The 23504-nt window shown below is 40.1% G+C and carries 20 protein-coding genes; 12 read left to right on the forward strand and 8 right to left on the reverse strand.

Features of this window, described 5'->3' with window-relative positions; all coding sequences use genetic code 11:
• Positions 1-103 precede the first annotated feature (103 nt).
• Positions 104-397, forward strand: coding sequence for a YciI family protein (locus IEE83_RS03080; protein ID WP_194119155.1), 294 nt, complete (start codon positions 104-106; stop codon positions 395-397).
• A 91-nt stretch (positions 398-488) separates the two neighbouring features.
• On the opposite strand, the gene IEE83_RS03085 is transcribed toward IEE83_RS03080, so the two are convergent.
• Positions 489-1013 (reverse strand): DinB family protein, encoded by a 525-nt coding sequence (locus tag IEE83_RS03085; RefSeq protein ID WP_194119157.1) that lies wholly within the window; start codon positions 1011-1013, stop codon positions 489-491.
• 299 nt (positions 1014-1312) lie between these two features.
• On the opposite strand from IEE83_RS03085, the gene IEE83_RS03090 reads away from it, so the two are divergent.
• The 6 genes from IEE83_RS03090 (at position 1313) to IEE83_RS03115 (ending at position 4298) form a co-directional block, all read left to right on the forward strand.
• On the forward strand, positions 1313-1729 hold the full coding sequence (locus IEE83_RS03090; RefSeq protein ID WP_194119159.1) for a VOC family protein: 417 nt from the start codon (positions 1313-1315) through the stop codon (positions 1727-1729).
• A 105-nt stretch (positions 1730-1834) separates the two neighbouring features.
• Positions 1835-2368, forward strand: coding sequence for an SRPBCC family protein (locus IEE83_RS03095; protein ID WP_194119160.1), 534 nt, complete (start codon positions 1835-1837; stop codon positions 2366-2368).
• Between the two features lie 54 nt (positions 2369-2422).
• Positions 2423-2827, forward strand: coding sequence for a VOC family protein (locus tag IEE83_RS03100; RefSeq protein ID WP_194119162.1), 405 nt, complete (start codon positions 2423-2425; stop codon positions 2825-2827).
• Positions 2828-2911: 84 nt separating this feature from the next.
• On the forward strand, positions 2912-3289 hold the full coding sequence (locus IEE83_RS03105) for a DoxX family membrane protein (protein ID WP_194119163.1): 378 nt from the start codon (positions 2912-2914) through the stop codon (positions 3287-3289).
• A gap of 119 nt (positions 3290-3408) precedes the next feature.
• A complete protein-coding gene (locus IEE83_RS03110) occupies positions 3409-3993 on the forward strand; it encodes a 2'-5' RNA ligase family protein (protein WP_194119165.1) in 585 nt (194 codons plus the stop codon).
• Between the two features lie 47 nt (positions 3994-4040).
• The gene (locus IEE83_RS03115) at positions 4041-4298 is read left to right on the forward strand and encodes a hypothetical protein (RefSeq protein ID WP_194119166.1); all 258 of its coding nucleotides are present in this window, start codon (positions 4041-4043) and stop codon (positions 4296-4298) included.
• Between the two features lie 7 nt (positions 4299-4305).
• Here the strand turns inward: IEE83_RS03115 and IEE83_RS03120 are convergent, their stop codons facing one another.
• Complete coding sequence (locus IEE83_RS03120) at positions 4306-5289, reverse strand: GlxA family transcriptional regulator (RefSeq protein WP_194119168.1); 984 nt, start codon at positions 5287-5289, stop codon at positions 4306-4308.
• A 213-nt stretch (positions 5290-5502) separates the two neighbouring features.
• On the opposite strand from IEE83_RS03120, the gene IEE83_RS03125 reads away from it, so the two are divergent.
• A complete protein-coding gene (locus tag IEE83_RS03125) occupies positions 5503-5952 on the forward strand; it encodes an SRPBCC family protein (RefSeq protein ID WP_194119169.1) in 450 nt (149 codons plus the stop codon).
• Between the two features lie 150 nt (positions 5953-6102).
• Here IEE83_RS03125 and IEE83_RS03130 read toward each other — a convergent pair whose 3' ends face one another.
• The 5 genes from IEE83_RS03130 to IEE83_RS03150 all read right to left on the reverse strand — a co-directional run bounded on the left by IEE83_RS03130 (position 6103) and on the right by IEE83_RS03150 (position 14696).
• Positions 6103-7452: a sugar porter family MFS transporter gene (locus tag IEE83_RS03130; protein WP_194119171.1), complete on the reverse strand. Its 1350-nt coding sequence runs from the start codon at positions 7450-7452 to the stop codon at positions 6103-6105.
• Between the two features lie 2 nt (positions 7453-7454).
• Entirely contained in the window at positions 7455-9236 is a 1782-nt protein-coding gene (locus tag IEE83_RS03135; RefSeq protein ID WP_228101659.1) for a class I mannose-6-phosphate isomerase, read from the reverse strand.
• An 18-nt stretch (positions 9237-9254) separates the two neighbouring features.
• Complete coding sequence (locus IEE83_RS03140) at positions 9255-10193, reverse strand: ROK family protein (RefSeq protein ID WP_194119172.1); 939 nt, start codon at positions 10191-10193, stop codon at positions 9255-9257.
• Positions 10194-10195: 2 nt separating this feature from the next.
• On the reverse strand, positions 10196-11485 hold the full coding sequence (locus IEE83_RS03145; RefSeq protein WP_194119174.1) for a GH36-type glycosyl hydrolase domain-containing protein: 1290 nt from the start codon (positions 11483-11485) through the stop codon (positions 10196-10198).
• Between the two features lie 67 nt (positions 11486-11552).
• On the reverse strand, positions 11553-14696 hold the full coding sequence (locus tag IEE83_RS03150) for a GH92 family glycosyl hydrolase (RefSeq protein ID WP_194119175.1): 3144 nt from the start codon (positions 14694-14696) through the stop codon (positions 11553-11555).
• Between the two features lie 510 nt (positions 14697-15206).
• Here IEE83_RS03150 and IEE83_RS03155 point away from each other — a divergent pair.
• The 3 genes from IEE83_RS03155 to IEE83_RS03165 all read left to right on the forward strand — a co-directional run bounded on the left by IEE83_RS03155 (position 15207) and on the right by IEE83_RS03165 (position 20902).
• A complete protein-coding gene (locus IEE83_RS03155; RefSeq protein WP_194119176.1) occupies positions 15207-16007 on the forward strand; it encodes a GntR family transcriptional regulator in 801 nt (266 codons plus the stop codon).
• A 240-nt stretch (positions 16008-16247) separates the two neighbouring features.
• Positions 16248-19376 carry a SusC/RagA family TonB-linked outer membrane protein gene (locus IEE83_RS03160; RefSeq protein ID WP_194119177.1) on the forward strand — a complete coding sequence of 1043 codons (3129 nt, stop codon included), beginning with the start codon at positions 16248-16250 and terminating at the stop codon, positions 19374-19376.
• Between the two features lie 17 nt (positions 19377-19393).
• On the forward strand, positions 19394-20902 hold the full coding sequence (locus IEE83_RS03165; RefSeq protein ID WP_194119178.1) for a RagB/SusD family nutrient uptake outer membrane protein: 1509 nt from the start codon (positions 19394-19396) through the stop codon (positions 20900-20902).
• Positions 20903-21174: 272 nt separating this feature from the next.
• Here IEE83_RS03165 and IEE83_RS03170 read toward each other — a convergent pair whose 3' ends face one another.
• Positions 21175-22080 (reverse strand): RpnC/YadD family protein, encoded by a 906-nt coding sequence (locus IEE83_RS03170; protein ID WP_194119179.1) that lies wholly within the window; start codon positions 22078-22080, stop codon positions 21175-21177.
• A 286-nt stretch (positions 22081-22366) separates the two neighbouring features.
• Between IEE83_RS03170 and IEE83_RS03175 the strand changes: the two genes are divergently transcribed.
• Positions 22367-23377 (forward strand): aldo/keto reductase, encoded by a 1011-nt coding sequence (locus IEE83_RS03175; RefSeq protein ID WP_194119180.1) that lies wholly within the window; start codon positions 22367-22369, stop codon positions 23375-23377.
• Positions 23378-23504: the final 127 nt, after the last annotated feature.

Genomic DNA, 23504 nt, shown 5'->3' on the forward strand with positions numbered 1-23504 from the left:
TGCCTAAAATAGCATAATTAAAGCAACTAAGTCCCTCTGGCACAAATTTTACCCAGCCAAACTTAGAAATCACAAATATCTAATCTCTAAACCACCCCAAAAAATGTTCATCATCTCCCTAACCTACATCGTCCCCCTCGAAGAACTCGACCAGCATATGGCTGCTCATGTCAAATACCTCAAAAAGTATTATAAGAAAAATATATTCGTAGCGTCGGGAAGGAAAGTGCCGCGGTCGGGTGGGATAATTTTGGCTTTGGCGGAGTCGGAGGAGCAGGTTAGAGAAATTATTAGTGAAGATCCGTTTTATAAACTGGAACTGGCTGAGTTTGATATTACCCACTTTCTGACCTCACAATTTCACCCGGATCTTAAAGATTTGCTGAAAGGGAAATAAAAGTTAAATCACTGAAATAAAGGTTTCAGATGAAAGTTACGACGGCAGATCAATCGGACTTTCATCTGAAAAGCAGGCGGATATTTAAAGATCAGAATTTACCCAAGGCCCAGTTCAAATGTCCTAAATGATGGTAAATGTGCCAGTGAGAAATCGCAAGCGCATCTTTTTGTGTAAACCAAACTTGCCGGGCCGAATGATAATAACTGATCGACAGCTGTTCTTCGGTCAGGGTCCTGGCCAGGAAAACGTAACGTTTTAAAGTACCTTCAAAGGACTGCAAAGAATCTTCAATGGGCGCGGAAAGTGAATCCGCCGTAGCAGCCCAGGCATTCATATCAATCAGGATCATTTCTTTGTTTTCGGGCTCTGTCAGCGCTTTTTTGAGCCGCAGATAGTGAATGTACTGTATATCACTCACATGATGTACAATCTGGCGCACGTTCCAGCTATCGTCACGATAAGTTTTGGCCAGTTCTGCTTCTGAAAGATTTCCAACCAGCTCACGGTAATTGGCCGGAGCCAGTTCTATACCCTGAATGATACTTTCAATGGCTTCTTTGGAATAATCTTCCCGTTTTATAAATGGGCCAATAGGAAATTTGCGGTCAGTCATGGCAATCGATCAGAGATTTTTAAACTAGAAATAAGATTGAACTTCGAAGAAAATCCGGTTGCCAAAGTTAGCAAGAAAAGGTTTTAACTATCACTACTATACGTTTTGTATATTAAATCTGAAAGGGTAAAGTTGATTTGTCTCTTTAAATGAGCGGGAGAAGTAATGAAGCGGATAAAAACCTGATTTGCCTCTCAATTTTGTCGTGTTCTGCCACGAATTTCGTCGTTTATACACCCCTTTATTTTAAATCAGAGTTTATAAATTTGTTGTATTAAAACCAGAAAATTTATATCATTATGGCACAAATCAATGCGTATCTGACTTTTGGCGGCAAATGCCGTGAAGCAATGAATTTTTATAAGGAATCTCTGGGCGGAGAACTGGAATTCATCGTGATCGAAGATTCTCCAATGGCGCAGCATTTTCCGGCTGAATTGCAAAAGAGCATTTTACATGCAAGCCTGACAAAAGGTGATCTGATGTTTATGGCGACAGACATGATTGGCCCTGACGGAATTGTCCCGGGAAATAATGTGGCCCTGACAATAACGGCCACCAGTGAAGAGGAAATGAACGATTTCTTTTCAGCATTATCGCTTGGCGGAAGAGTAACTCATGCGCTGGAAGATTTTTTTGCGGGCAGAATGGGATCACTGGTCGATAAATTCGGTATTTACTGGTCGGTTTTTTATGATATAAACAGCGGAAAATAACCTTTGGCGTAATCCACCCCCAAGATTGCCGTGTTTGCCCCCTTTTTGATCAAAACGGTGACATTACTTTTGCAGCGTACTTATTAATACCTAAACATAAAGAAAATGAATGTCCTTAAAATTATCCTGATCGGCATTGTACTGATAATTGGGCTTGTGCTTGTCGTCGCTTTGTTTGTCAAAAAAGAATACACGATCGAAAGGGAAATCACGATCAACAAACCGAATCAGGCGGTTTATGATTACGTTAAATATGTTAAAAATCAGGACAATTTTAATGTGTGGGTGATGATGGACAAAACAATCACGAAGCAGTTCAGGGGCACGGACGGCACTGTTGGTTTTGTATATGCCTGGGAGGGAAAGGAAAGAGCCGGAAAAGGCGAACAGGAAATAAAGGCACTTCATGAAGGTAAGGAAGTGGACCTGGAAATCCGTTTCGAAAAACCATTTGAAGGCATCTCACAAACACAAATGATAGCGGAACCGGTTTCGGAAAACCAGACAAAAATGATCTGGAAAATGGTGGGTGCCAGTAAATATCCAATGAATATTACCAACTTATTCACTGGCAAACTTCTGGGTGGGGATATGGAAAAAAGTCTCGTAACCCTGAAAGGAATCATTGAAAAACAATAAGTTAACAGACCCTTACTTATATTTCTCATCAGAAAATTTAACTCACTAAAAACAATGGCAACTAAAATTTTCGTCAACTTACCCGTAAAAGACCTGAATAAGTCGATAGCGTTTTTTACGAACCTGGGCTATACCTTCAACGCGCAGTTCACCAATGAAAATGCGACTTGTATGATCATCAGCGAAGACATTTTTGTGATGCTTCTGGTTGAACCTTTTTTCAAAGGATTTACAAAAAAAGAAATTCCCGATACGCAGGAGTATGCGCAGGCAATTGTCTGTTTGTCGGCTGAAAGCAGGGAAGAAGTGGATAAGCTCGTGAGTCTGGCTCTGGAAGCCGGCGGAACAGCGCCGAATGCAGTTCAGGACCAGGGCTTTATGTATGGTCACGGTTTTCAGGATCTGGATGGGCATTTGTGGGAAGTAATGTGGATGGATCCGGCTGTAATTCAGGGTTGAAATTGAAAATTATTTATATTAGGGTGAAAAAGGTGTTTTGACCACGCCTATCCAAATTCTATCTAAACTTTAAGAACGAAAAACATGAAAATTGCAGTCATCATTGTACGTGTGCTAATGGGATTGATGTTCCTTTTTGCTTCCATCGCATTCTTTTTTAAACTGATTCCACAACCTGAATTGGCCGGTCCGATGAAACTTTTTAACGAAGGTCTGGCAGCATCTGGTTATTTTATGCCGTTTTTGAAAGCTGTGGAACTGATCGCCGGACTATTGCTCGTAGCAGGCTTATTTATCCCGCTGACTGCCATTGTGATATTTCCGATAACCATACACATTTTTCTGGTGCATGTTTTCCTGGCACCGGAAGGCATACCGATTGCAATTTTCATGTTGGTCGGGAATTTGTTTATTGCCTGGTATTACCGCAAAAGTTATGCGCCTTTGTTTATCATGAAATAAGTTGAGACGCTTCGTATAAAGAGGATAGTTTAGTGTTTTTTTGAAAAAATGGTACCTTGCCGGCTGATCAGGGGCGCACTGAACTATCCTTATTTTGAGATTGAAATTGAAAAAATAAAATGGCAAAAAATAACGGGCAAACGGGATTATTTGAGCAACCTGTTGCCGACAAACCTGTTACATACGAATACGAGGTCTTTCTTTCCATATCAAAAAATATTGAAGAGGATGCGGTTATGCTGAAAGCACAAACGGAAGCCATCGTTGGGCCCGATCGACAGAAATATTTCCGGCCTCATATTTCTTTTCTTTCGTTTAAACAAAAAGCAGAAAAGGATTTGGTTTTGAGTACTTTGCAAGCGGCTTTGGTAAATACTTCGCCAATTGATGTTGAAATAAACGGATTTGGCATTTTCCATAAGGGGCCATATGGACAAACGTTGTTTCTGAATGTCGTTGAATCGGAGGAACTGAAAAATCTGTATGCCTTGATTCAATCCACTTTTCGTTGCGGGAAAATGAAAGGTTTGCACCTTACAATCGTGCGGACGGTTTATCTTGATGATCCGGAAACTGTTCTGGGTCAATTAAATGCATTGAATTATACCGGGACTTTCCGCTGTACGCAACTCACACTGCTCAGAAGGCCAAAAGACACGAAGGAAAAATACGAGGAAGTAGGAATTCTGAATTTGGGAAATTAAGCGGGTTGTATTTATCTGATTAAGAGCCAAAACTAAAAATCATCCATATGATAGAAGTTTTTAAGACCAACGTCACCGACCGCGAAGTTGCCAATATGCTGCTGGATCAGATTCATTTGACCTTTGTAGGTTATCAGGCCAATTTTGATCTGGAAGATTGTGACAAAATCCTGCGGGTTTGTTTTGATTCTGGCATCGTTCAATCTTCCCTGATCATCAGCTTGCTCAGATACTTTAAATTTGAAGCAGAAGTTCTGCCGGAAAACCATCGTTCTCCGGCAGAGCAAATTCTTTTGGTCAAATAAGTACAGATTACAACGCTACCATATCCTTGTTGTATCTATTTTTATATCCGATTGGCGAAAGCCCGGTGATCTTTTTGAAAGTTGTCCGGAACGCTTTGGTATCCGAATAACCGACATCGTTCATCACCTCATTGATATTTTTGCGACTTCCCTCAAAACTCTTTTTGGCAGCCTCAATTTTGACGCGCTGGATATATTCCGAAACAGTATTACAAGTGGCTTTTTTAAAGCGGCGTTCCAGACTTCTCCGCCCGATCGCAAACATAGATGATAACTGATCGACAGTGATTTTTTCCTGAAAATTCGTCTCGATAAATTCCTGGGCTTTTTTGATCGGTTCGTCCTGATGTTCGCTCTGGCCGTTGAACATAATAAATGGCGACTGACTTTTCCGGTCCATTTCTATCTCGAAATATTTGGAAGCCAGAATAGCCATATTTCTATCTGTATATTTTTCTAATAGATACAAAAGCAGATTCCAGTATGAGTTAGCGCCACCGCTGGAATAAATTCCGTTTTCATCGGTAATGATTTTGTCGGCTACCAGATCAACATCCGGAAACATTCTTCTGAAATCATTCTCGGCAACCCAGTGTGTCGCACATTTTTTTCCTTTCATTAAACCAGTGGAAGCCAGCAAGAAAGCACCAACGCAAAGGCTGGCAATTTCTGAACCTTCCTCATATCTCTGAACAATCCAGGGAAAGAATTCTTTATTAGCTTCTATCACAGCTTCTCTGTCGCCATTGACAGCCGGAATAATGATCAGATCCGTTTTTGGAATTTCACCAATCATAGCATCCGGATAAACGCGAAATAATTTATCATAAATCTCCGGCTCTTTGGAAAGTCCGATAAGCTTTACATCAAACAGAGCCTGTTTTCCTTTGATTTCCAGAAACTCATTGATTTTGGTAAACATATTGAACGGGCCTTCAATACAGCTTAACGCCGCAGCACCTTTGGGAACGAGAATAGCTATGTGTTTCATATTTCAAAAATAGAACGAAAAAATGTCGCAATCAACCCTCCACATCGTCTTGATTGCACCACCTGGGTTTATAAATATGATGTTAAATTTGCAATATAAATAGTTGATAAACGATTAAACTTTGGCTTTCCGGATTTCTTTACAAGACCATATACAACGATTGCGGAAAGCTGATGCATTTAATAAATCAATTCACGGATTAAATTCAAGACTATGGAAACTGCAAAATTATTAATCCAAAAATCAATATTGATTAAAGCGCCCAAAGAAAAAGTCTGGGATGTTTTGTTTACAGATCCGTATATCAGGATTTGGTATAATGAATTCAGTGTAGGTTGTTATGCGGTAACCGATTGGAAATTAGGTAGTAAGGCGGTTTTTAAAGATGATAGTGAAAGCGGATTGATTGGAGAAATTGTTGCAAGCCAACCCAATGAATTACTATCGATTGAATATACAGGAGTACTGCAAGGCGGTGTTGAGGATTTTGAAAGCGAAATGGCAAACCAGATGAAAGGAGGCCGCGAAACTTATAAAATATCAGATGCCGAGGGAGGCACTTTTCTGGAAGTTGATCTTGATATAGCTCCGGAATATTTTGAAATGATGTCTTCCGCCTGGGATAATGCTATCGTAAAAATTAAGGAATTGTCTGAAAATTAATCACATATACTGCTTTTGCCCTTTGTGAAAAATCTTGGTGCGCTTTGTGTTAATGTTACCACAAAGTTGCACCAAGAAAGAAACACCAAGATTCACAAAGTCAAATAAAATTTGTTTTTCGATTTTGAATTAGAGTTTTATACCGAGACTTTAAAGCCAGAGTTTCTCCATTTCTTCCAAAGTTTTCTCTTTTGTTTCAGGAATAAATTTCCAGACAAAAAGAAAAGCTCCAACGGACATCAGCATAAAAATCCAGAAAGTAAATGCGTTTCCGATTGATTGAAGCAAAATTGGAAAGCATTGGGAGACAATAAATACAAAAATCCACAAAGCAAAAACACAGATGGACATGGCGCGTCCGCGTGTGCGGTTTGGGAATATTTCTGCTATAACCACAAAAGCCAGTGGTCCGAGTGAGAGAGCGAAAAAGGCGATGTATGCCAAAATAGAAATAAGAACGAGATAACCTTTGGCCAGATCAAGGTAAAAAGCACCGCCAATTAAAGCGAGGCAAATTGTCATTCCTGCTGAACCGACTAGTAACAAACCTTTTCTGCCAACTTTGTCAACATATTTTATCGCAACAATCGTAAAAAGAAAATTCACCACGCCGACTAAAATGGTTTGCAGCAAAGCAGAATCAGAACCATCGCCAGTGGATTTGAAAATTTCAGGCGCATAATACATGATGGCGTTGATACCTGTGATTTGAGAAAACATAGCCAGAATAATTCCGGCAATCAGTGCTTTTCTGATTCCGGGTTTGAAGATCTCAGAGAAAGAAACGGATTCTGTATTTAAATTTTGATTGATCTCAACGAGTTCGATTCCGGCTTTTTCCGGTCCGTTTATTTTTGTCAGAATGATAAGCGCTTCTTCATTTCTGCCTTGTTTGGCCAGCCAGCGCGGACTTTCCGGTACAAAAAATAGTAAGATCAAAAATATCACAGACGGAAAAATGCCTGAACCAAACATCCATCGCCAGCCGGTTTCCACATTCCAGGTTTGATCATACATGCCGGCAATTTCTGCATTGACAAAATAAATCAGCAGAATTCCGGTTACGATACCGAGCTGGTTAATGGACACAAGTCTGCCACGTTTTTCTGCCGGTGCGATTTCAGTAATGTACATTGGTGCCAGCATGGAAGCGATTCCAATGCCTAATCCGCCGATGATGCGGAAAAAAACGAACCAGTTCAAATCAGAAGGAACAGCGATTCCAAGAGAAGATATGCCAAATAAAATCGCAGAGAGAATCAGGATTTTTTTTCTTCCCAGCCAGTCGCTAAGCGCACCTGCAAACAAAGCTCCAAAAACACAGCCGATCAATGCGCAGGAAGCAACCCAGCCGACCATCGATGGAGATAAATCAAATTTAATCTGTAAAAATCCGATTGCTCCGGCGATTACTGCCGTGTCATAACCAAACAACAAACCACCCACCGCCGCTACCAGGGTAATTTTATATAGAAAAAATACGCTTCCCTGATTTCCCATGATTAATTGATTTTATAATCTTCTTTGAGATTGTTGGTTCTGATGCTCGCCTTGATCGTCGCACATTCTTGTACGGCACTTTCACCGTGTGGTGTAATTGTATACCTTCCTACGCTGGCAGGGACTATAAATGTTTCAGCATAATGAACAACAAAAGGCTCAAACGCAGCGGTTGGACTTTCCACAATGGCCTCACGACCAGAAATCAGGTTCAGGACATTTACAATTCCTTCGGTATTATGCTCCACTTTTTTCGTAAACCAATGCCTTCTTGTTTCTATGAAAGATTCGGTATCAAGTCCTGTTCTTTCTTCACGCCAGCCATCTCCGGAAGCTATATTTTCAATCTGGTTTACAAGATTTTTTCTTGCCCATTCGGTAGTTCTTTCCCACTGGATATTATTTTTTCCATGTTCAAGAGAAATCGGACGCGGTTTACCATCCAGTCCCATACGTCCCCAATCCCACAATTTGAAAGTGAAAATGAAAGGTGTTGCACTGATTTCAAGCACAACCGTATCGGCACCTGAGCAATGAACAGTCCCGGCAGGAATTAATATATGATCGTGTTTTTTAACCGGCCATTTCTGGACAAATTTATCGGCGTCAAAATCAGCTTCACCTTCCTGAGCAGTTTCCAGTTCTTCCAGCATTAATGCCGGATCGATATTTTCCTTTAATCCGAGATACACAAAACCATCGTCCTTGGTATCAAGAAAATAGTAGCTTTCATTCTGCGTATATCCCATACCGAACTTGTCTTTGATATACTGATGCATGGGATGAACCTGCAAACTCAGATTGCCGCCTTCCATGGTATCCAGAAAATCAAAACGGATCGGGAATTCTGCTCCAAAAGCTTCATAAACTGCTTCGCCAAGCAGACTGGCAGGATGTGTAAAAACAAGATTGATGGACGGAATTTCAAAAGCCACGCCATCAAAATCAAAAACAAGACTGTTTTCTTCGGGAACACAATCAAATCCCCAGGCATAATTCTGCGCCGTCCGGTCCAGATCTACAACTTCTTTCAACCACTGACCACCCCAGGGACCCGGATCGAAAAACGGGACAACACGGAATGGTTGTTCAATGGTTTTGTCCAACGCATCTTTTATAGCAGCTCCGGTTACCAATTTAGGATGGTTTTCAATGGTCGTATCCAGAACAAAATCCCAATGATCCATCAGCGCTTTTTTGTGGTTATCGCAAACTTTCCAGTCAACGAAAAAGCTTCTTTTATATTGATATGAAAATGCATCTCCCGCATTATCCGCACCAAGATTACTGATTTTATTTTTTCTGAAACGAAGCTGGATTTCCCATCTTGGCATATCAGCATAAATCAGAATATCTGGGTCAGGAGCAATTAGTGACGCTCCAATTCCTGCAATCAGGATAATTCCTTCTTTGACATCCTGAATTTCTTTTTGCATGATATTCACTTTTTCAGGATCAAAAAAAGCAGACAGTTCCAAAGTTGTTACAAATCCAAAAACGGGATCATCAGTAACAAACGGATAAACTAGTTCTTCCAGTTTTTCCGGATCCAGAAAAGCTTTTGAGACGTCAAATACAGTAGATTCTGTTTGTCCGATTTTCAATCCTGATAATATTTCGTCAATATAAACACCATGGTAAGTGTCCAGTACCACGATGGTTTTTGTGGAAGAAATTGATTTAATTTTATCCTGAATAGTTTGTGAAATATCCTCCCAACCCGTTACAGCCTTGTGTCCGGCAATTTTTACCTGAGGGAATTTGTTAAAATTTGACTTTTTCAAAACGATGATTTTAAGGGGTTAAATAACTAGGCTGCCAACGCCCAGAAGAGCAGCAGTGTTGATTAATGACGCTTCCGTAACTTTCACTTTTCCCCAGATAGCCCAGGCATTTTGATTTACTTTTTCCTGGATGTATGGCAAAATAACTTCTTTGCTACCCATGATTCCGCCACCCATAATCAATATTTCAGGGTCGTAAGCGTGAATTAAATTCATGGCACAGGCACTCCATATTTCCAGACATTCATTACAAACCAGCACAGCAAGCGGATCTTCGGCAGCGGCAAACCGGAAAATGGTTTTGAAATCGAGTTGAGGCTGTTGAAAAAGTAAACTGTCGAAAAACTCCGGATGGCTGTTTACAATTTTTTGCAGATTCCAGGTAGATGCTTCTGCTTCGGCGCATCCATAATTTCCACAATTACAGCGGTCGCCCTTAACGTTGACCATAAAATGACCGCCCAGAATTCCAGCCTGAAAATGTTTTCCTCTCAGGATTTTTCCTTCAATCACGGCGGAAGTTCCAATGCCGGTTCCAAGGTTCATCAGTACAACATTGTCGTAACCTTTTCCTTTTCCAAACTTCCATTCTCCCAACAATGCCGACCTGGTATCGTTTTCAAGGAAAAGCGGAAGATTCCATGTTTTCTTTGCCCATTCGCTCAAATCAATCGTTGGTGCATCGTTATACTTATCATTGATGGTTAAGATTTTTTTATCAACAGAATCAATAATTCCGGGGATGGCCATACCAAGGCCGGCGATATCATTGGCAGAAAGTGAAGCTTTTTCCAAAAGTTGATTTAAACATTTTTCAATTTCCGGCAAGCGTTCTCTCAAACCATTTCCGGCTTGTGAATCAATCTGGGTTGAAGAAAGTATTTCAGCACCTCTGACCAATCCCATTTTTATCTGCGTGCCGCCCAGGTCGATGGCCATTACTGTTTTTTCTTCCATTTTTATTTCTCTTTCAAATCGTCTTTTTCGAATAAAATGATCGCATCATATAACACGCCCGCCTCTCCGCGAAATGTTCCGGAGCCTTTTGGTTTATTATCGACCGTGTACCATTCGTAAAACCCTTTATTGTCGATGACTCTTTTTAGCATCGGTTTGAGCTGTTCGTAAGCTTCATTTTTGAATCCGTTTTGGTATAATGCACTAACCATACGGGCACCAAACCAAGTCCAGTCGCCGCCGTTTTGATAGCCATATGGATACATTCCTTTATTTTTAAAACTGCCTGCGGGATAGGTAGGGTATAAGGTAAGTCCGATGGAACCGGCACCCGATTTTTTTACATTATCAATCATTTTATCGAGCGAAACCTTGATTTGCTCTTTTGATAAAAGATTTGCTTCAATAGCTACCGCCGTCCCGCCGTGATAATAAATTTCATTTTCATTCAGACTATCAGGAAACGGCGAGCCGTTCAGGTATACATGTGGGATGAATTTCTGGTTTTTTTCGTCCCAAAGATGTGTCATGGTATTTTTGGCAATAGCATCACGAATAGGCTGCCACTTGGCTTTTTTCGCAGGAATCAGTTCCATCAGTTTGTCAAGCGCAATCAGGAACATAGCGTTGTCGTATATATCAATGGCCAAATGTGTGTCTTTTGTCAGGTAAACGCCCCAGTCATGTTCTGGTTGAACATCGCCCCAATCGGCCGTTGTAGCACCCCAGATTAATCCGTGTTTTTTATCATATCGATGATTCATCAAGAATTCCATGGCCCAATCCAATCTTTGCGCTACGGTTTTTGAACCGATTTTTTCACTTAGAAAAGCGGTGTCACCACTTACTTTTACATATTTCTCAACAGCCTGAACGAGGGAGGATTCCTGATCGGTTTCTACGGTATTTTTATGTCCGGCATATTTTGGTTCGAGGTCATTGTAAATATATTCATAGCCAACTTTTGATTCTTTGGCTTTTTGAATGGGAATAAATCCGTCGACAATGTTTCCGTCCTCGCCTTGTAATTTGAAAAATACGCTCAGGTTTTCTTTCAATGTTTCCGGTTTGTGAACTTCTGCGGACAGGGTGATGAAGGTGTTATAATCTCTGATCCAGACTTCACCATATCCGTCTCCGGCGTTGAAACCGGTTTTGACAATTTCCAATGCTTTTGCTTTTACAATGGAAAGGGTGCTATCGGTTTGATAAATGCTTTTTTCTGGTTTTTCTTTTGTAGCGCAACTCAGGAGTAAGGAAGAAAAGGTAAGGGTTAGGATGGTATTTTTCATGGTTATGGGTTTTGTTTCATGCAAAGCAAAAAAGGATGGGCGCTAAGATTTTTTTAAGATGTTTTAGTTATTCAGTTGGTGGTAGGGTGGCAGTTCCCCAGGTTGTGTTTGGATTTGGACCCATTTCTAAAATCAATGATCCGCCCTTTAATAAATCGGAGGCGTTGAACCAGAAGCTATCTAATGGTTTTCCGTTTAGTAAGGCTTTTTGGACGTAAATGTTTTTTCTCGAAGTGTTTTTGGCTTCGATTGTGAATGTTTTTCCTCTGCCAAATTTTTCTCCTAAATCAATTATTGCTTTTTCAAATAATGGACTGCCGATTTCGTAGATTGGATTTACTCTTGTACCGCCGTCGGTCTGGAAAAGTCCCAGTGCGTTCATCACAAACCATGCGCTCATTTGTCCCTGATCTTCATCGCCCAGATATGCGTTGGAAACTTCGTGACCGTAATATCTGTCGACAATCGATCTGCTCCATTTTTGAGTCAGCCACGGGTTTTTGACCCAGTTAAAAAGAAATGCAAAATGCATCGACTGCTGGTTTCCCTGAACTACCGGATAATCCCAATACTGGTCATTTGGACCGTTGTATCTCCATTTTACACTTTCATTAAAACCCCAATCCAGTCTTTTTACAAATTCTGCTTCTCCGATTGTTTTTGCCAATCCGGTCACATCCTGCGGTACGAAAAAGGTTAACTGCCAGGCATTTCCTTCAACATAATGGTGGTTGGCGCCGGATTTGAACGGATCAAAATCTGCAAGCCAATTTGCTTTTGCATCTTTCATTCTGGCAAAACCGGTTTTTGGATCAATCACATTTTTCCACCAGTTTCCTCTGTCTTTAAAGATCTGATAATCTTCTTTTTTGCCTAATGCTTTTGCGAATTGGGAAACGGTGTAGTCATCGAAACTGTATTCCAGGGAGTTTGAAAAACGGCCTTCATCATATGGTACATATTTGTGTTTTAAATAAGTAACCAGATCTTCGTTTCCTGCGCGACCACCACCAACATTTGCTGCTGGTGTTGTTTGCATTTTGTGTACGGCTTCATAGGCTTTGTTCACATCATATCCGCGGATGCCCATCTGATAAGCACCAACGATTAATGGAATTTCATGTTCAGCCACCATTACCGGAATATATTCCATTCCCGCCGGACCTTTTGCAAGCCATCCGCCGCTGTCGTACATAGCAAGTTGTGATTTTACCCAGCGGTTCGACCATTCCGGCGTTACCAGATTCCAGAACTGATTCAGGTTCCAGAAGGTGTTCCAGAAAGCATCACAACCCAACGCGATATCATCTTTATTCTGGAATTTATTTATCCTTTCATCCGCATCGCGCCAGCTTCCATCCACATCGCTGAATGTATTTCTGCTCGCCAGAGAGCGGTACATATTTGTGTAAAATCTTTCTTTTTCACGCTGATCATTGCTGGTAATGGCAACACGCCCGAGTAAATCATTCCAAACTTTTTCCTGATTATTTCTGACCAGCTCAAAGTTCCAGTTGAAAGGATCGGAGATTTCTGTTTTTAAATTGAGTGCTGCGTTTTCAATACTGACGTAGGAAATCCCTGATCTCAGCTGAACAACTTTGTTGTTTTTGGTATCAAATTCAAGATAAATTCCTGCATTTTTCGCACTGTCAGCCAGCAGGTTTGTGTTTTTCTTGATCTCGTCATTCAGCCAAACTCCATAGTTTTTGATAGGCTGATCAAACTCAATTACAAAATGAACTTTGTACTGCTGATCAACACCACCTGACCACACGTTGCGGGAAAGCTGGTCGCTATAACCCTCAATTCTGTGATCATTAATTTTATCAATTTTGATATTTTTAATCTTGTATCCATATTCGGTAGGAATTTGAAAATCCACCATCACACGGCCAATATCGCTCTGATGGTAAGTATAACGTTGAAAAGAGGCGCGGGTAGTGGATGTTAATTCAGCAGTAATGTTATTATCAGTCAGGTTTACTTTATAATAACCAAGCGGCGCCTGTTCGGAGCTTTTGTCTATTCTGGACCGGTAACCTTCATCCGGATGACTTTGATCACCCATTTTTATTTGTAAGGGTCCGCTGGTTGGAAATGTGCCAAGGCCTGTCATCGTCCATTCATGGATATGACTAAATGTGCCGATGGATTCAAATGTAGGATCGTAGCCAGCCTGCCAGCCGCTGTTTTGATTATCCGGACTAAGCTTCACCATTCCGAAAGGCATCCATGGTCCGGGTGCAATCATCCACCGCGAATGTCCGGCGCCCATCATGGTATTGACGTAGCCAGCAGGAGTTTTCAATTTCATTATTGAACGTCCAACAACTCCTTTTTTTGCAAGTATATTGTTGATCAATACCTCATATTGACTGGATTTTTGCCCAGAAACTGCCGGCATAGGAGCTTCAAGAATATAGCGATCCTGTTCAATAATTTGATTCAGGATAACTTGTCCATCCAGCTTTACCTGAATTGTTGGATTCCCTTTGATATGTGATAAATCAACCAGAAATGGCTGAAATAGTTTTCCGTTTTTGTTGATTTCATAATCGGCTGCTTTGATATTCCGGATCAGAATATCTCCTGGAATTGCCAGTTTTGTTGTTTCCGGTCCGTCAAGTTTTATCTGGTCAAAGGCCAGCCAGCCGCCTTCCAGAGAAGTCATCACAATTTCGTTGGCGCCGGTTTTTATCAGGTCTGCTGGAATGTCAATTTTGATTAACTGCTCTTTTGGATTTGCGGTGAAATGATCAGGATCTTTGAAACTTGACCCTTTATCTAACCTATATTCCCAGGATTTTCCGTTGACAAGTACTTTGAAAAAAGGTGCATTAAGCGAATCTGTGTCCAGTATATCTATTATCAGCTGCCATTTTCCGGTTGCGGGTTTGTCATTTATTTCAAAGAAAACGGTCAAAAAGTGCGAACGGATTCCTGCTGTATTTCCAGTGCCGCCCCAGCCATTAACCGGTCCCGGAAGTATGTAGGGCCAGTCTTTTTTTGCATCTGAATGCCCTATCAGAAAAAAACGGTCTTCGTAACCAAAATCGTTTTCAACAAAACTTTTATACTTATCCGGAGCAAGCGCCATACCACTGGCAGCATTGTCGTTTTCTCCAATTTTCCAGATTGTTTTTTGTTGGGCAAAAAGTGGAAGACAACACAGACTGAAAAGCAGGAACAGGTAATTAGCTATTTTCATTGGAAAGGAATCTTTAACTGACAAGAACTTGGCGGATATTTTTCGGGTGATTTTTAGATACTGATTTCTCCACTGATAGGAACATACTAAATTTATATGTTGGTATGTATGGACATATAAAATGCAAATGTAACAATTTTCATTTTTAATTATATTAAAATTTAACGAACTTTTTTAATCTTGTTTTAATCCTTATTTTGAATTCTCTCTAACTTTGAAGAGAAATCTTACTTTTATACCAGCGGTCAATTTTGAATGTCCCTGTTTTCTGGATTTTTTTCAAAATGCTGAATAGCATTAGTAGAGACTGATTTTAACATGTTTTTTCTTGTATAATTTATAGTAAATCAATTAAGTAAACATCAGTTTACAAGCAAAAAGTGAAAAAGTTCCCGACTCGTGTAGATTAAATTTTACAAAAAATCTTAAAATAGTAGAACTATAATTTTTCTGTTAAAATAATTATTTTCAAATTTGAATGTTCATATGTATAAACATAGCAAAAGGGAAATGGAAATATTCAGTATAGACCATGACAGCGCTCTTCCCCTGCATGTACAGGTAGAGGAAATATTAAGAGGGCTTATTGGTGATCCTGAATATCAAAATGGAAAACTTTTCCCGAACGAAGTGGATATTGCCAAGCGATTGGGGATTTCCAGAAATACTGTTAGGCAGGCACTTAATAAACTGGTTCACGAGCAGCTTTTAACACGAAAGAAAGGAGTTGGTACCAAGGTTTCCAAAAACAACATCACAACTAAATTAAACAAATGGTCGAGTTTTACACTTGAAATGCATGAAAAAGGAGTAGCCTTCAAAACGTATGACCTGAAAGTGGATTGGGTTAATGCGGATCAGACAGTATCAGAATTGTTTGGCATCAGCAAGGATACCAAAGTTTTGAAGCTTGAAAGACTGAGAGGGCTGGACATAGGACCGATTGTAAATTTTATTTCCTATTTCCATCCAAGGGTTGGCCTTACCGGAGATGAAGATTTTTCCAAACCTTTATATGAGATGCTCGAAAAGGATCATCACACCGTGGTGGCCGTTTCAAAAGAGGAGATTAGCGCTACACTGGCTGATGAGAAATTAGCAGATATTTTGCACATGAAAACGGGTGATCCGGTTTTGTTACGCAAAAGAGTTGTTTGTGATCCCGGCGACAGATTAATTGAATACAACCTGGGTTTTTATCGGGCGGACAGGTTTACTTATGCCATCGATATTGCAAGGTTTGTAGCACTTGTGGCAGGCTGGACTTATGCCATCGCCGATCGGTTTAATTATGCAATAGACATCGTTTAAAAAACACTTTAACCTCAGATTTGATAATAAAATTACGTTGCTAAAACGTTTTAACAAATTCTTAAATGGTACACTTTTTTGCATTTTATATGTATAAACATTTATACATATAAAATTTCATCTTTCTTTTATTTTAATCACACAGCCGCATGAAAATACATATCCGCTCCCCAGCTGCATCTCAGCGTTTCCCTAAATAAATTTTTGAAATAAATTCAACCGTCAACCTATCTAACTAGTATGAAAAGTTGTGTACCAAGACCCGTCGTTCAGTCGGGCAAGATTATTAAAATAATCTTACTGAACTTATTGCTGGCAAGCAGTTTTGCCTCTTATGCAAGTAACGTGTCGCTGCATTTGGCAGATAAAATAGTTAAAGGAAAGGTAACAGATGCCGCTAATAATTCGACCCTGCCGGGTGTGAATGTCGTTGTAAAAGGAACAAGCACTGGAACATCAACAGATGCGGATGGAAATTTTACAATTTCTGTACCAAGTGAATCGTCTGTCCTTGTATTCAGCTTTGTTGGTTTTGTAAGTCAGGAAATTCCGGTAGGTAATAAGACAACTTTGTCTGTTTCACTTACTTCTGATTCAAAAGCACTTAGCGAAGTGGTTGTAATTGGTTATGGAACAGTGAAAAAATCGGATCTGACCGGATCGGTTGCAACGATTAAAGGTGAGCAGCTGATGGACAAACCGGTTCCCAACGTTTCTCAGGCTTTGCAGGGTAAAATTGCTGGGGTTGAAGTAAGCGTAAACAGCAATGCACCGGGTGCAGCAGCAAAAGTGCGGGTTCGTGGTTTGGGTTCTATTAACTCCAATATTGATCCGCTTTATGTAGTGGATGGTGTGATCGGTGTTGACGGAAACTCTATTAACCCAAATGATATTGCTTCACTTGAAGTTCTGAAAGATGCCTCATCCACAGCGATTTATGGTGCGAGAGGTGCGAATGGTGTCATCATGATCACCACAAAACGCGGAAGAGTGGGCGGAACAAAAGTATCTTATGATGGAAACGTAAACGTGAGTGATTTGTACCGTCACGTAAAAACGCTGAATTCTGAGCAGTTTGTTCAGACCTATAATACTGCCTTTGCAAACGGACAAAAATTTGATCCTGCGGGCGGTACCTGGGCACCAGCGGCGGCATTAAATCATGCCAATTACCCGAAATTATTTGATGCAAATGATAAACCTTTGTACGATACTAACTGGGAAAAGGAAGTGTATAAACCTGCTACTTCACACAATCACCAATTGAATTTTCAAGGGGGAAGTGATAAAACTTTGTTCAGTGTATCACTGGGTTACCTGAATCAAAAAGGTTTGATGGCCACGTCCGGATTTGATCGTTATTCTGCAAGAATTACGATGGACAGTGATATTAACAAATGGCTGAAAGTAGGGGGTAGCCTTTCCGGTATCAAAAGCAAACAACGTCTGGTATCTGATGGTAATGGCGGTTTGAACGTCCCGCGTATGGTTTCAGAAGAAGTTCCTATTGTTCCGGTAAAATATCCTGACGGAACATGGGGTGGAAATAATGATATTGCCGGACTTGAAGGAGGACCAAACCCTGTAAATATTGCAAACAATCGTTATACGATCAATAATACATTCCAGCTTCTTGGTAACAATTATTTGCAATTTCACATTACCAAGGATCTGGATTTCAAAACAGATTTTGGTTATAATATCAGTTCCCAAAAAAATAATTTCTTTTCTTCCCAAAACCTGGCTCACTTATCGGCTGATCAGGGTGGTGTGGCAAGTATCAGAAATTATCAAAATACGTACTGGCAGTCTGAAAACTACCTGACTTATAATAAAACGATAAATTCCCGTCAGCGTTTTACTGCTTTATTGGGAGCGTCGTGGCAGCAGTATAACCAGGAAACAAACTATGTAGAAACGCAGAATTTTATTGATGATGTTTTTTCATGGCATACGCTTGGTTCCGGATCTGTTAAAGCTTCTTCAACATCAGGTGATTACAAATGGGCGATGAATTCATACTTTGCCCGTGTGACTTATAATCTGGATGAAAAGTATTTGTTCACAGCGACAGGCCGTTATGACGGATCTTCCAAATTTGGAGAAAATAACAAATTTGCATTTTTCCCTTCTGTGGGTGGAGCATGGCGCGTGTCCGAAGAAGGTTTCCTTAAAGGCAATAAAAACATTACCAATTTGAAGGTTCGTGCCAGTTATGGTATGTCTGGTAACCAGGAAATTGGTCAATATCAATCAATTGCTCAAATCCAGCCAGGCACTACGGTTTTAGGCGGAGCTCAGCAATCTACTTTATTGCCAAGTTACCTTGGAAATCCTAATTTGAAATGGGAAAGATCATTGCAGTTTGATGCAGGTGTAGAACTTGGAATTCGTGAAAATATCAATCTTGTTGTGGATTATTACAACCGTACAACAAAGGATCTTTTGCTTCAGGCACCAATTCCATGGTCGGCCGGTGAAACTAATGCGAACGTTTATCAGAACGTAGGATCGGTTAGAAACTCAGGTTTTGAAGTTGCTTTGAATACAACAAACATTCAAACTGACAATTTTACCTGGACGACCAATTTCATTTTTGCAGCGAACAAAAACAAGATTTTGAAGCTGAATCATGGTAATGCTGACATTTTCCCTGGTCCAAACTTTTTGGGACAAACCAACATTTTGCGCGTAGGAGAGTCAATCGGTTCATTGTATGGTATGACACGTCTGGGTACTTACAGCACGGATGAGGCCGATCTTGCAGCAGCGCACAATCTGAAACCAGGTGACAGAAAGTATGTTTACAATGCAGATGGAAGTAACTATTACAGCATTATTGGCCGGACCACACCAAAATGGACTGGTACTTTCAGCAGTACATTGAAATATAAAGCGTGGGATTTCACATTCGATATCCGTTTTGTGGAAGGCCTGAATACAGCTGCAACTTTCAAACACTCGACGGAAGACAGACAAACATTGGCAAACAGCTTGGCTACGGTTTTGGATGCCTGGACTCCAACGCATCAGAACACAATGATATCGCAGGTTCGTAATTACAAATTTGCTCAGGATTCACATTTTGATACCTGGTGGGTTGAAAACGGATCTTTCATTCGTGGGCAAAACTTTATGCTGGGTTACTCATTGCAGGATCCTCTTTTGCAAAAGCTGAAACTTAGCCGTTTGCGTGTTTATGCAAGTGTGCAAAATCTTTTCGTAATTACCAAATACACAGGTTATGATCCTGAGGTAGATACGTTTAACTCTGGCTATGGAGCAAATAGTTCGTTTTCTCAAAACCTGGACTTTTTTGCCAACCCTCGCCCGCGTGTCTGGAACCTAGGTGCAACACTTACTTTTTAACCTGAAAATCAATAGACATGAAAGTGCTCAAACATATCCTATTAGCAGCCTCAATGTTATCATTGGGCTCGTGTAAAGATTTTTTAGAAGAACAGCCAACGGGATTTTTAACGCCGGACTCAGATGTGTCAAGTGTTAAAGTGGCCCGGGCTTATGCCAATGCAGGTTATGCCAATTTACAGGGATTTCTTGCCGGTCAGCCATCTTCCTATGGCGGGAATACCTGGAACTTAATGGAATTTGTAACAGGAAAGGCCAACAGTGATTTGGGACAGACTGGGTTTGTTAATTTCCAAAACCTGAGCTACAACAATACGGCGTTTTATATTGATACCTGGTGGCAACAATTGTATCAGGGCGTTGGTGCTTGTAACCTTGCTATACAAAGCATACCGACAATTAATGCGTCCGGACTTACAGATGAACAAAAAACGAATATGCTGGCAGAAGCTCATATGCTGCGTGCTTTGTATTATTTTCATCTGGTAAGAATGTACGGTGCTGTACCAAGTGTAACAGAAGTGCCAAAAAATCTTGACCTGAATCTGCCGCGGACGGCGGCCAAAGATATTTATGACAAGATCATTATTCCGGATCTTCTTTTGGCTGAAAAATCAACCTTGCCCTGGTCTGATAATACCGGAAAAGTTTCGATGGGCGCAGTTGAATCTCTGCTGGCGGATGTATATCTGACTTATGCTGGTGCAGCGATTAATGGCGGAGCTCAGTATTATGCAGAATCAGCGAAACGTTCTTTGGCGGTTATTACCAATGGCGGTTATACCTTGTTCCCGAATTACACGGATATGATTTTGCCTTCTAATAAAAATATGGGCGAATTTATTTTCCAGGTGCAATATGCTGCAAGCGTGCCTTCAACAAATCCGTTGACACCGCTTACGATTCCAAATTATTCGGGTATCTCGTTGTATGCAGATGAGTATGGCTCTGTTTACCCTACGCCTCAATTTATTAAATCCTTCCCGGCTGGTGATAAACGTGTACAGGAAAAACAGTTTTTCTTTACAACATATCCAAGTGCAAAAACAGGACAGCCGGTGGTTTTCAGAAACACTTATATTTATAAATGGTTTGACGTAACCGCAGCAACCAGTACAATTAAATCGGATCTAAACTACACCTTATATCGTTTGGCTGATGTTTATTTAATGTACGCAGAAGCTTCAAACCGTGCGGAAGGCGGACCAAATGCCAAGGCCATCGACGTTGTAAATGCGATACGGAAACGTGCTAATCTTGCTAATATCGGTACTTTATCTCAAACAGATTTTGAGCATGAAGTATGGGCGCAGCGCTATTATGAACTATGTTTTGAAAACAAAATGTGGTTTGATATGATCCGTACCCGTAAAGTGCATAATGATATAACAGGTAACTGGGATGATTTTGTTGGTCATAAAACAGTTTTCAATGCTACTTTCCAGGAAAAGAATTTACTATTCCCAATTCCAAAACAGGAATCGGATGTAAATCCTAACCTGCTGCCGAATAATCCAGGGTATTGATAAATTGCATTGCTAATTTTAGATGTAATTCTAATAACGCAAAAGCGGTCGCACATTTTGTGCGACCGCTTTTGCGTTATTAGATATTTACAGCTATATGATGGTAATATCTTGTCTTATTTGTTTTACCTCTGACTCTTCAACCTTACAGAGTGCAGCAATTTTTTGATCATAAAAATCAGTATCTGCTAAAATGGATTTAACAAAATCTATTTTTTCTTCTTCCTAAGTAATCATTTTAATAAACACAATAATTCCCAAAGCATGTTTGTTTAGAGACTTAGATCTTGTCTCATTTGGCTAACTTCCGATTCTTCAACGTTACAAAGTGAAGCAATTTTTTGGTTGTCAAAATCCGTTTTAAGCAAGAGAGATTTGACGACATTCATTTGCCCTTTCTCTATTCCCTCTTCAACACCTTCTTCCCGAATAATCATTTTAATCGTCTCAATAATTCCCATGGCATGTTTGTTTTTTGTTAGGATGTCAATCTTCTTATCAAATTTAATATTTATTTCCTGATTGTCAATGTGGAGGAAAGTTTTGAGAAAGTACAGAAAACGCCGGATTTGTTCGTTATCGTATCTCTTACTTTCTATTAATGCTCTAGCGATGGTAAGTCTTTGCTCACCAAGTTCTTGTTCAGGGATTTTGTCCGCCAGCAACGCCTTTTGTGCTGCCAGAATAATCAGCGCAAAGGGATTTTCCATACTTAGCAATTGCTTTTCTGTATGATCAAGAATATGATATGCGTTGTATTTATACCGGATTTCCGTTCCTAAAAAACTTTTGTGAAAATAATTAGGCCGCTTTTGATTTTTACCACCAGTAAATACGGTAAGCGCAATAATATCAGTCTCAAAACGATCATAAATTCGATACCAATATTGAAACATTCGAAAGGCAAAATTATCAGTTCTTTCTCCTTGAATTTCAAGATGAATAAGGATCCATTCTTCCGTCCCGTTTTTAAGATAAGTTTTCACAAGCATGTCTACAAAACGGCTGCCGCCTTTTCTTTCCAGTTCGGGGAAAAGTTCGTTTAATTCCTTATCCATAAATTCAAAACCGCGGTCAAGGTCAAACAGAGAATCAGTCTTGTCAAAAAAGAATCGGAGTAAATCAGGAAAGGCTTCTTCAAAGGCACTTTTCAAAAGAATATCATTTTTTCTCCTCATAAAATGGATATCTGGTTAATCCGCTATATACATAGTACGAGATCCCGATTTTTGGTCACCCAAAATGGTTTTCGAAAAATACTTTAATTCAAATATTTCGGGTGTTCAGAATTCCAGTGTTGAATAACTCCTGCTGTTTACAATTTTATGTAAGTTTTCAATCCATTGATTTTTATAATTAACACTTTGATTTCTTTAATCCGGTTGAGGATTGCAATTCTACCTTTGTTATGACTTTCAGAAATCATTATCTGAATTCTTACTTTAAACCATTAACTGCAATCAAATGAGCACAATCAAAAAAATAAAACTGGGCAGTCAGGGCTTGGAAGTATCACAAGAAGGATTGGGATGTATGGGAATGACAACCATTGCAGGCGGGGATATTTATGGCAAAGCGGATGAACAGGAATCTATTGCAACTATTCACCGTGCCTTGGAATTAGGAATAGATTTTCTTGATACAGCGGATTTATACGGTCCATTATTAAATGAACGCCTGGTTGCGAAAGCTATCAAAGGTAACCGTGAAAAATATACAATTGCCACCAAATTCGGTTATGAAATAGATGACAGCGACCAGCTGACCTGGGGATTTAACGGTTCCCCGGAATATGTAAGAAAGGCAGTTGACCGTTCGTTGAAAAATTTGGAAACGGATTATATTGATCTTTATTATCTGCACAGGCTGGATCCAAATACACCGATTGAAGAAACGGTAGGAGCGATGTCGGAGTTGGTGAAATCGGGAAAAGTAAAATATATTGGTTTATCCGAGGTTTCCGCTGACACGATAAAAAAAGCGCATAAAATTCATCCATTAACGGCCGTTCAGACAGAATACTCTTTGTTCGAACGTGAACCGGAGGCAAATGGTGTTTTGGACACTTCGAATGAACTTGGAATTGGCTTTGTAGCTTATTCGCCGCTGGGAAGAGGTTTTATTACAGGCGAAATTAAAAGTCCGGACGATTTTGCGGACAACGATTTCCGCAAAGGTATTCCAAGATATCAGGGTGAAAATTTCTACAAAAACCTTGATCTTTTAAAACAAATCCAGGTAATGGCAGATAAAAAGGAAATTACACCTTCCCAGCTTGCATTAGCCTGGGTTATTTCAAATGGGATTGTGGCTATTCCGGGAACAAAACGTATCAAATATATAGAAGAAAATGCGGCAGCAATGAATGTGGAATTAACAACTGAGGAAAAAGTGCAGCTGGAATCAATCATCCCGGTTGGTATCACCGCAGGTACGCGTTATGATGCACAGGGAATGAAGCATGTAAGTATTTAAGTTTTGAAATTATCTTCAAGATGATTTGAAGAGTAATTGTCAGCCTTGGTGAAATGTCTGATAGTTACTCTTTTTTAGTAAAAGTGAGTTAAAGCACTTTTTGTATTGAACCTGAAATTAAGTTAGT

The sequence above is a fragment of the Dyadobacter subterraneus genome (assembly GCF_015221875.1).
Classification (GTDB): domain Bacteria; phylum Bacteroidota; class Bacteroidia; order Cytophagales; family Spirosomataceae; genus Dyadobacter; species Dyadobacter subterraneus.

What these genes read in the sequence shown, in the direction of transcription:
- IEE83_RS03080 (WP_194119155.1), top strand. Translation starts at nt 104, where the DNA reads ATGTTCATCATCTCCCTAACCTACATCGTCCCCCTCGAAGAACTCGAC.
- IEE83_RS03085 (WP_194119157.1), bottom strand. Translation starts at nt 1,013, where the DNA reads ATGACTGACCGCAAATTTCCTATTGGCCCATTTATAAAACGGGAAGAT.
- IEE83_RS03090 (WP_194119159.1), top strand. Translation starts at nt 1,313, where the DNA reads ATGGCACAAATCAATGCGTATCTGACTTTTGGCGGCAAATGCCGTGAA.
- IEE83_RS03095 (WP_194119160.1), top strand. Translation starts at nt 1,835, where the DNA reads ATGAATGTCCTTAAAATTATCCTGATCGGCATTGTACTGATAATTGGG.
- IEE83_RS03100 (WP_194119162.1), top strand. Translation starts at nt 2,423, where the DNA reads ATGGCAACTAAAATTTTCGTCAACTTACCCGTAAAAGACCTGAATAAG.
- IEE83_RS03105 (WP_194119163.1), top strand. Translation starts at nt 2,912, where the DNA reads ATGAAAATTGCAGTCATCATTGTACGTGTGCTAATGGGATTGATGTTC.
- IEE83_RS03110 (WP_194119165.1), top strand. Translation starts at nt 3,409, where the DNA reads ATGGCAAAAAATAACGGGCAAACGGGATTATTTGAGCAACCTGTTGCC.
- IEE83_RS03115 (WP_194119166.1), top strand. Translation starts at nt 4,041, where the DNA reads ATGATAGAAGTTTTTAAGACCAACGTCACCGACCGCGAAGTTGCCAAT.
- IEE83_RS03120 (WP_194119168.1), bottom strand. Translation starts at nt 5,289, where the DNA reads ATGAAACACATAGCTATTCTCGTTCCCAAAGGTGCTGCGGCGTTAAGC.
- IEE83_RS03125 (WP_194119169.1), top strand. Translation starts at nt 5,503, where the DNA reads ATGGAAACTGCAAAATTATTAATCCAAAAATCAATATTGATTAAAGCG.
- IEE83_RS03130 (WP_194119171.1), bottom strand. Translation starts at nt 7,452, where the DNA reads ATGGGAAATCAGGGAAGCGTATTTTTTCTATATAAAATTACCCTGGTA.
- IEE83_RS03140 (WP_194119172.1), bottom strand. Translation starts at nt 10,193, where the DNA reads ATGGAAGAAAAAACAGTAATGGCCATCGACCTGGGCGGCACGCAGATA.
- IEE83_RS03145 (WP_194119174.1), bottom strand. Translation starts at nt 11,485, where the DNA reads ATGAAAAATACCATCCTAACCCTTACCTTTTCTTCCTTACTCCTGAGT.
- IEE83_RS03150 (WP_194119175.1), bottom strand. Translation starts at nt 14,696, where the DNA reads ATGAAAATAGCTAATTACCTGTTCCTGCTTTTCAGTCTGTGTTGTCTT.
- IEE83_RS03155 (WP_194119176.1), top strand. Translation starts at nt 15,207, where the DNA reads ATGGAAATATTCAGTATAGACCATGACAGCGCTCTTCCCCTGCATGTA.
- IEE83_RS03160 (WP_194119177.1), top strand. Translation starts at nt 16,248, where the DNA reads ATGAAAAGTTGTGTACCAAGACCCGTCGTTCAGTCGGGCAAGATTATT.
- IEE83_RS03165 (WP_194119178.1), top strand. Translation starts at nt 19,394, where the DNA reads ATGAAAGTGCTCAAACATATCCTATTAGCAGCCTCAATGTTATCATTG.
- IEE83_RS03170 (WP_194119179.1), bottom strand. Translation starts at nt 22,080, where the DNA reads ATGAGGAGAAAAAATGATATTCTTTTGAAAAGTGCCTTTGAAGAAGCC.
- IEE83_RS03175 (WP_194119180.1), top strand. Translation starts at nt 22,367, where the DNA reads ATGAGCACAATCAAAAAAATAAAACTGGGCAGTCAGGGCTTGGAAGTA.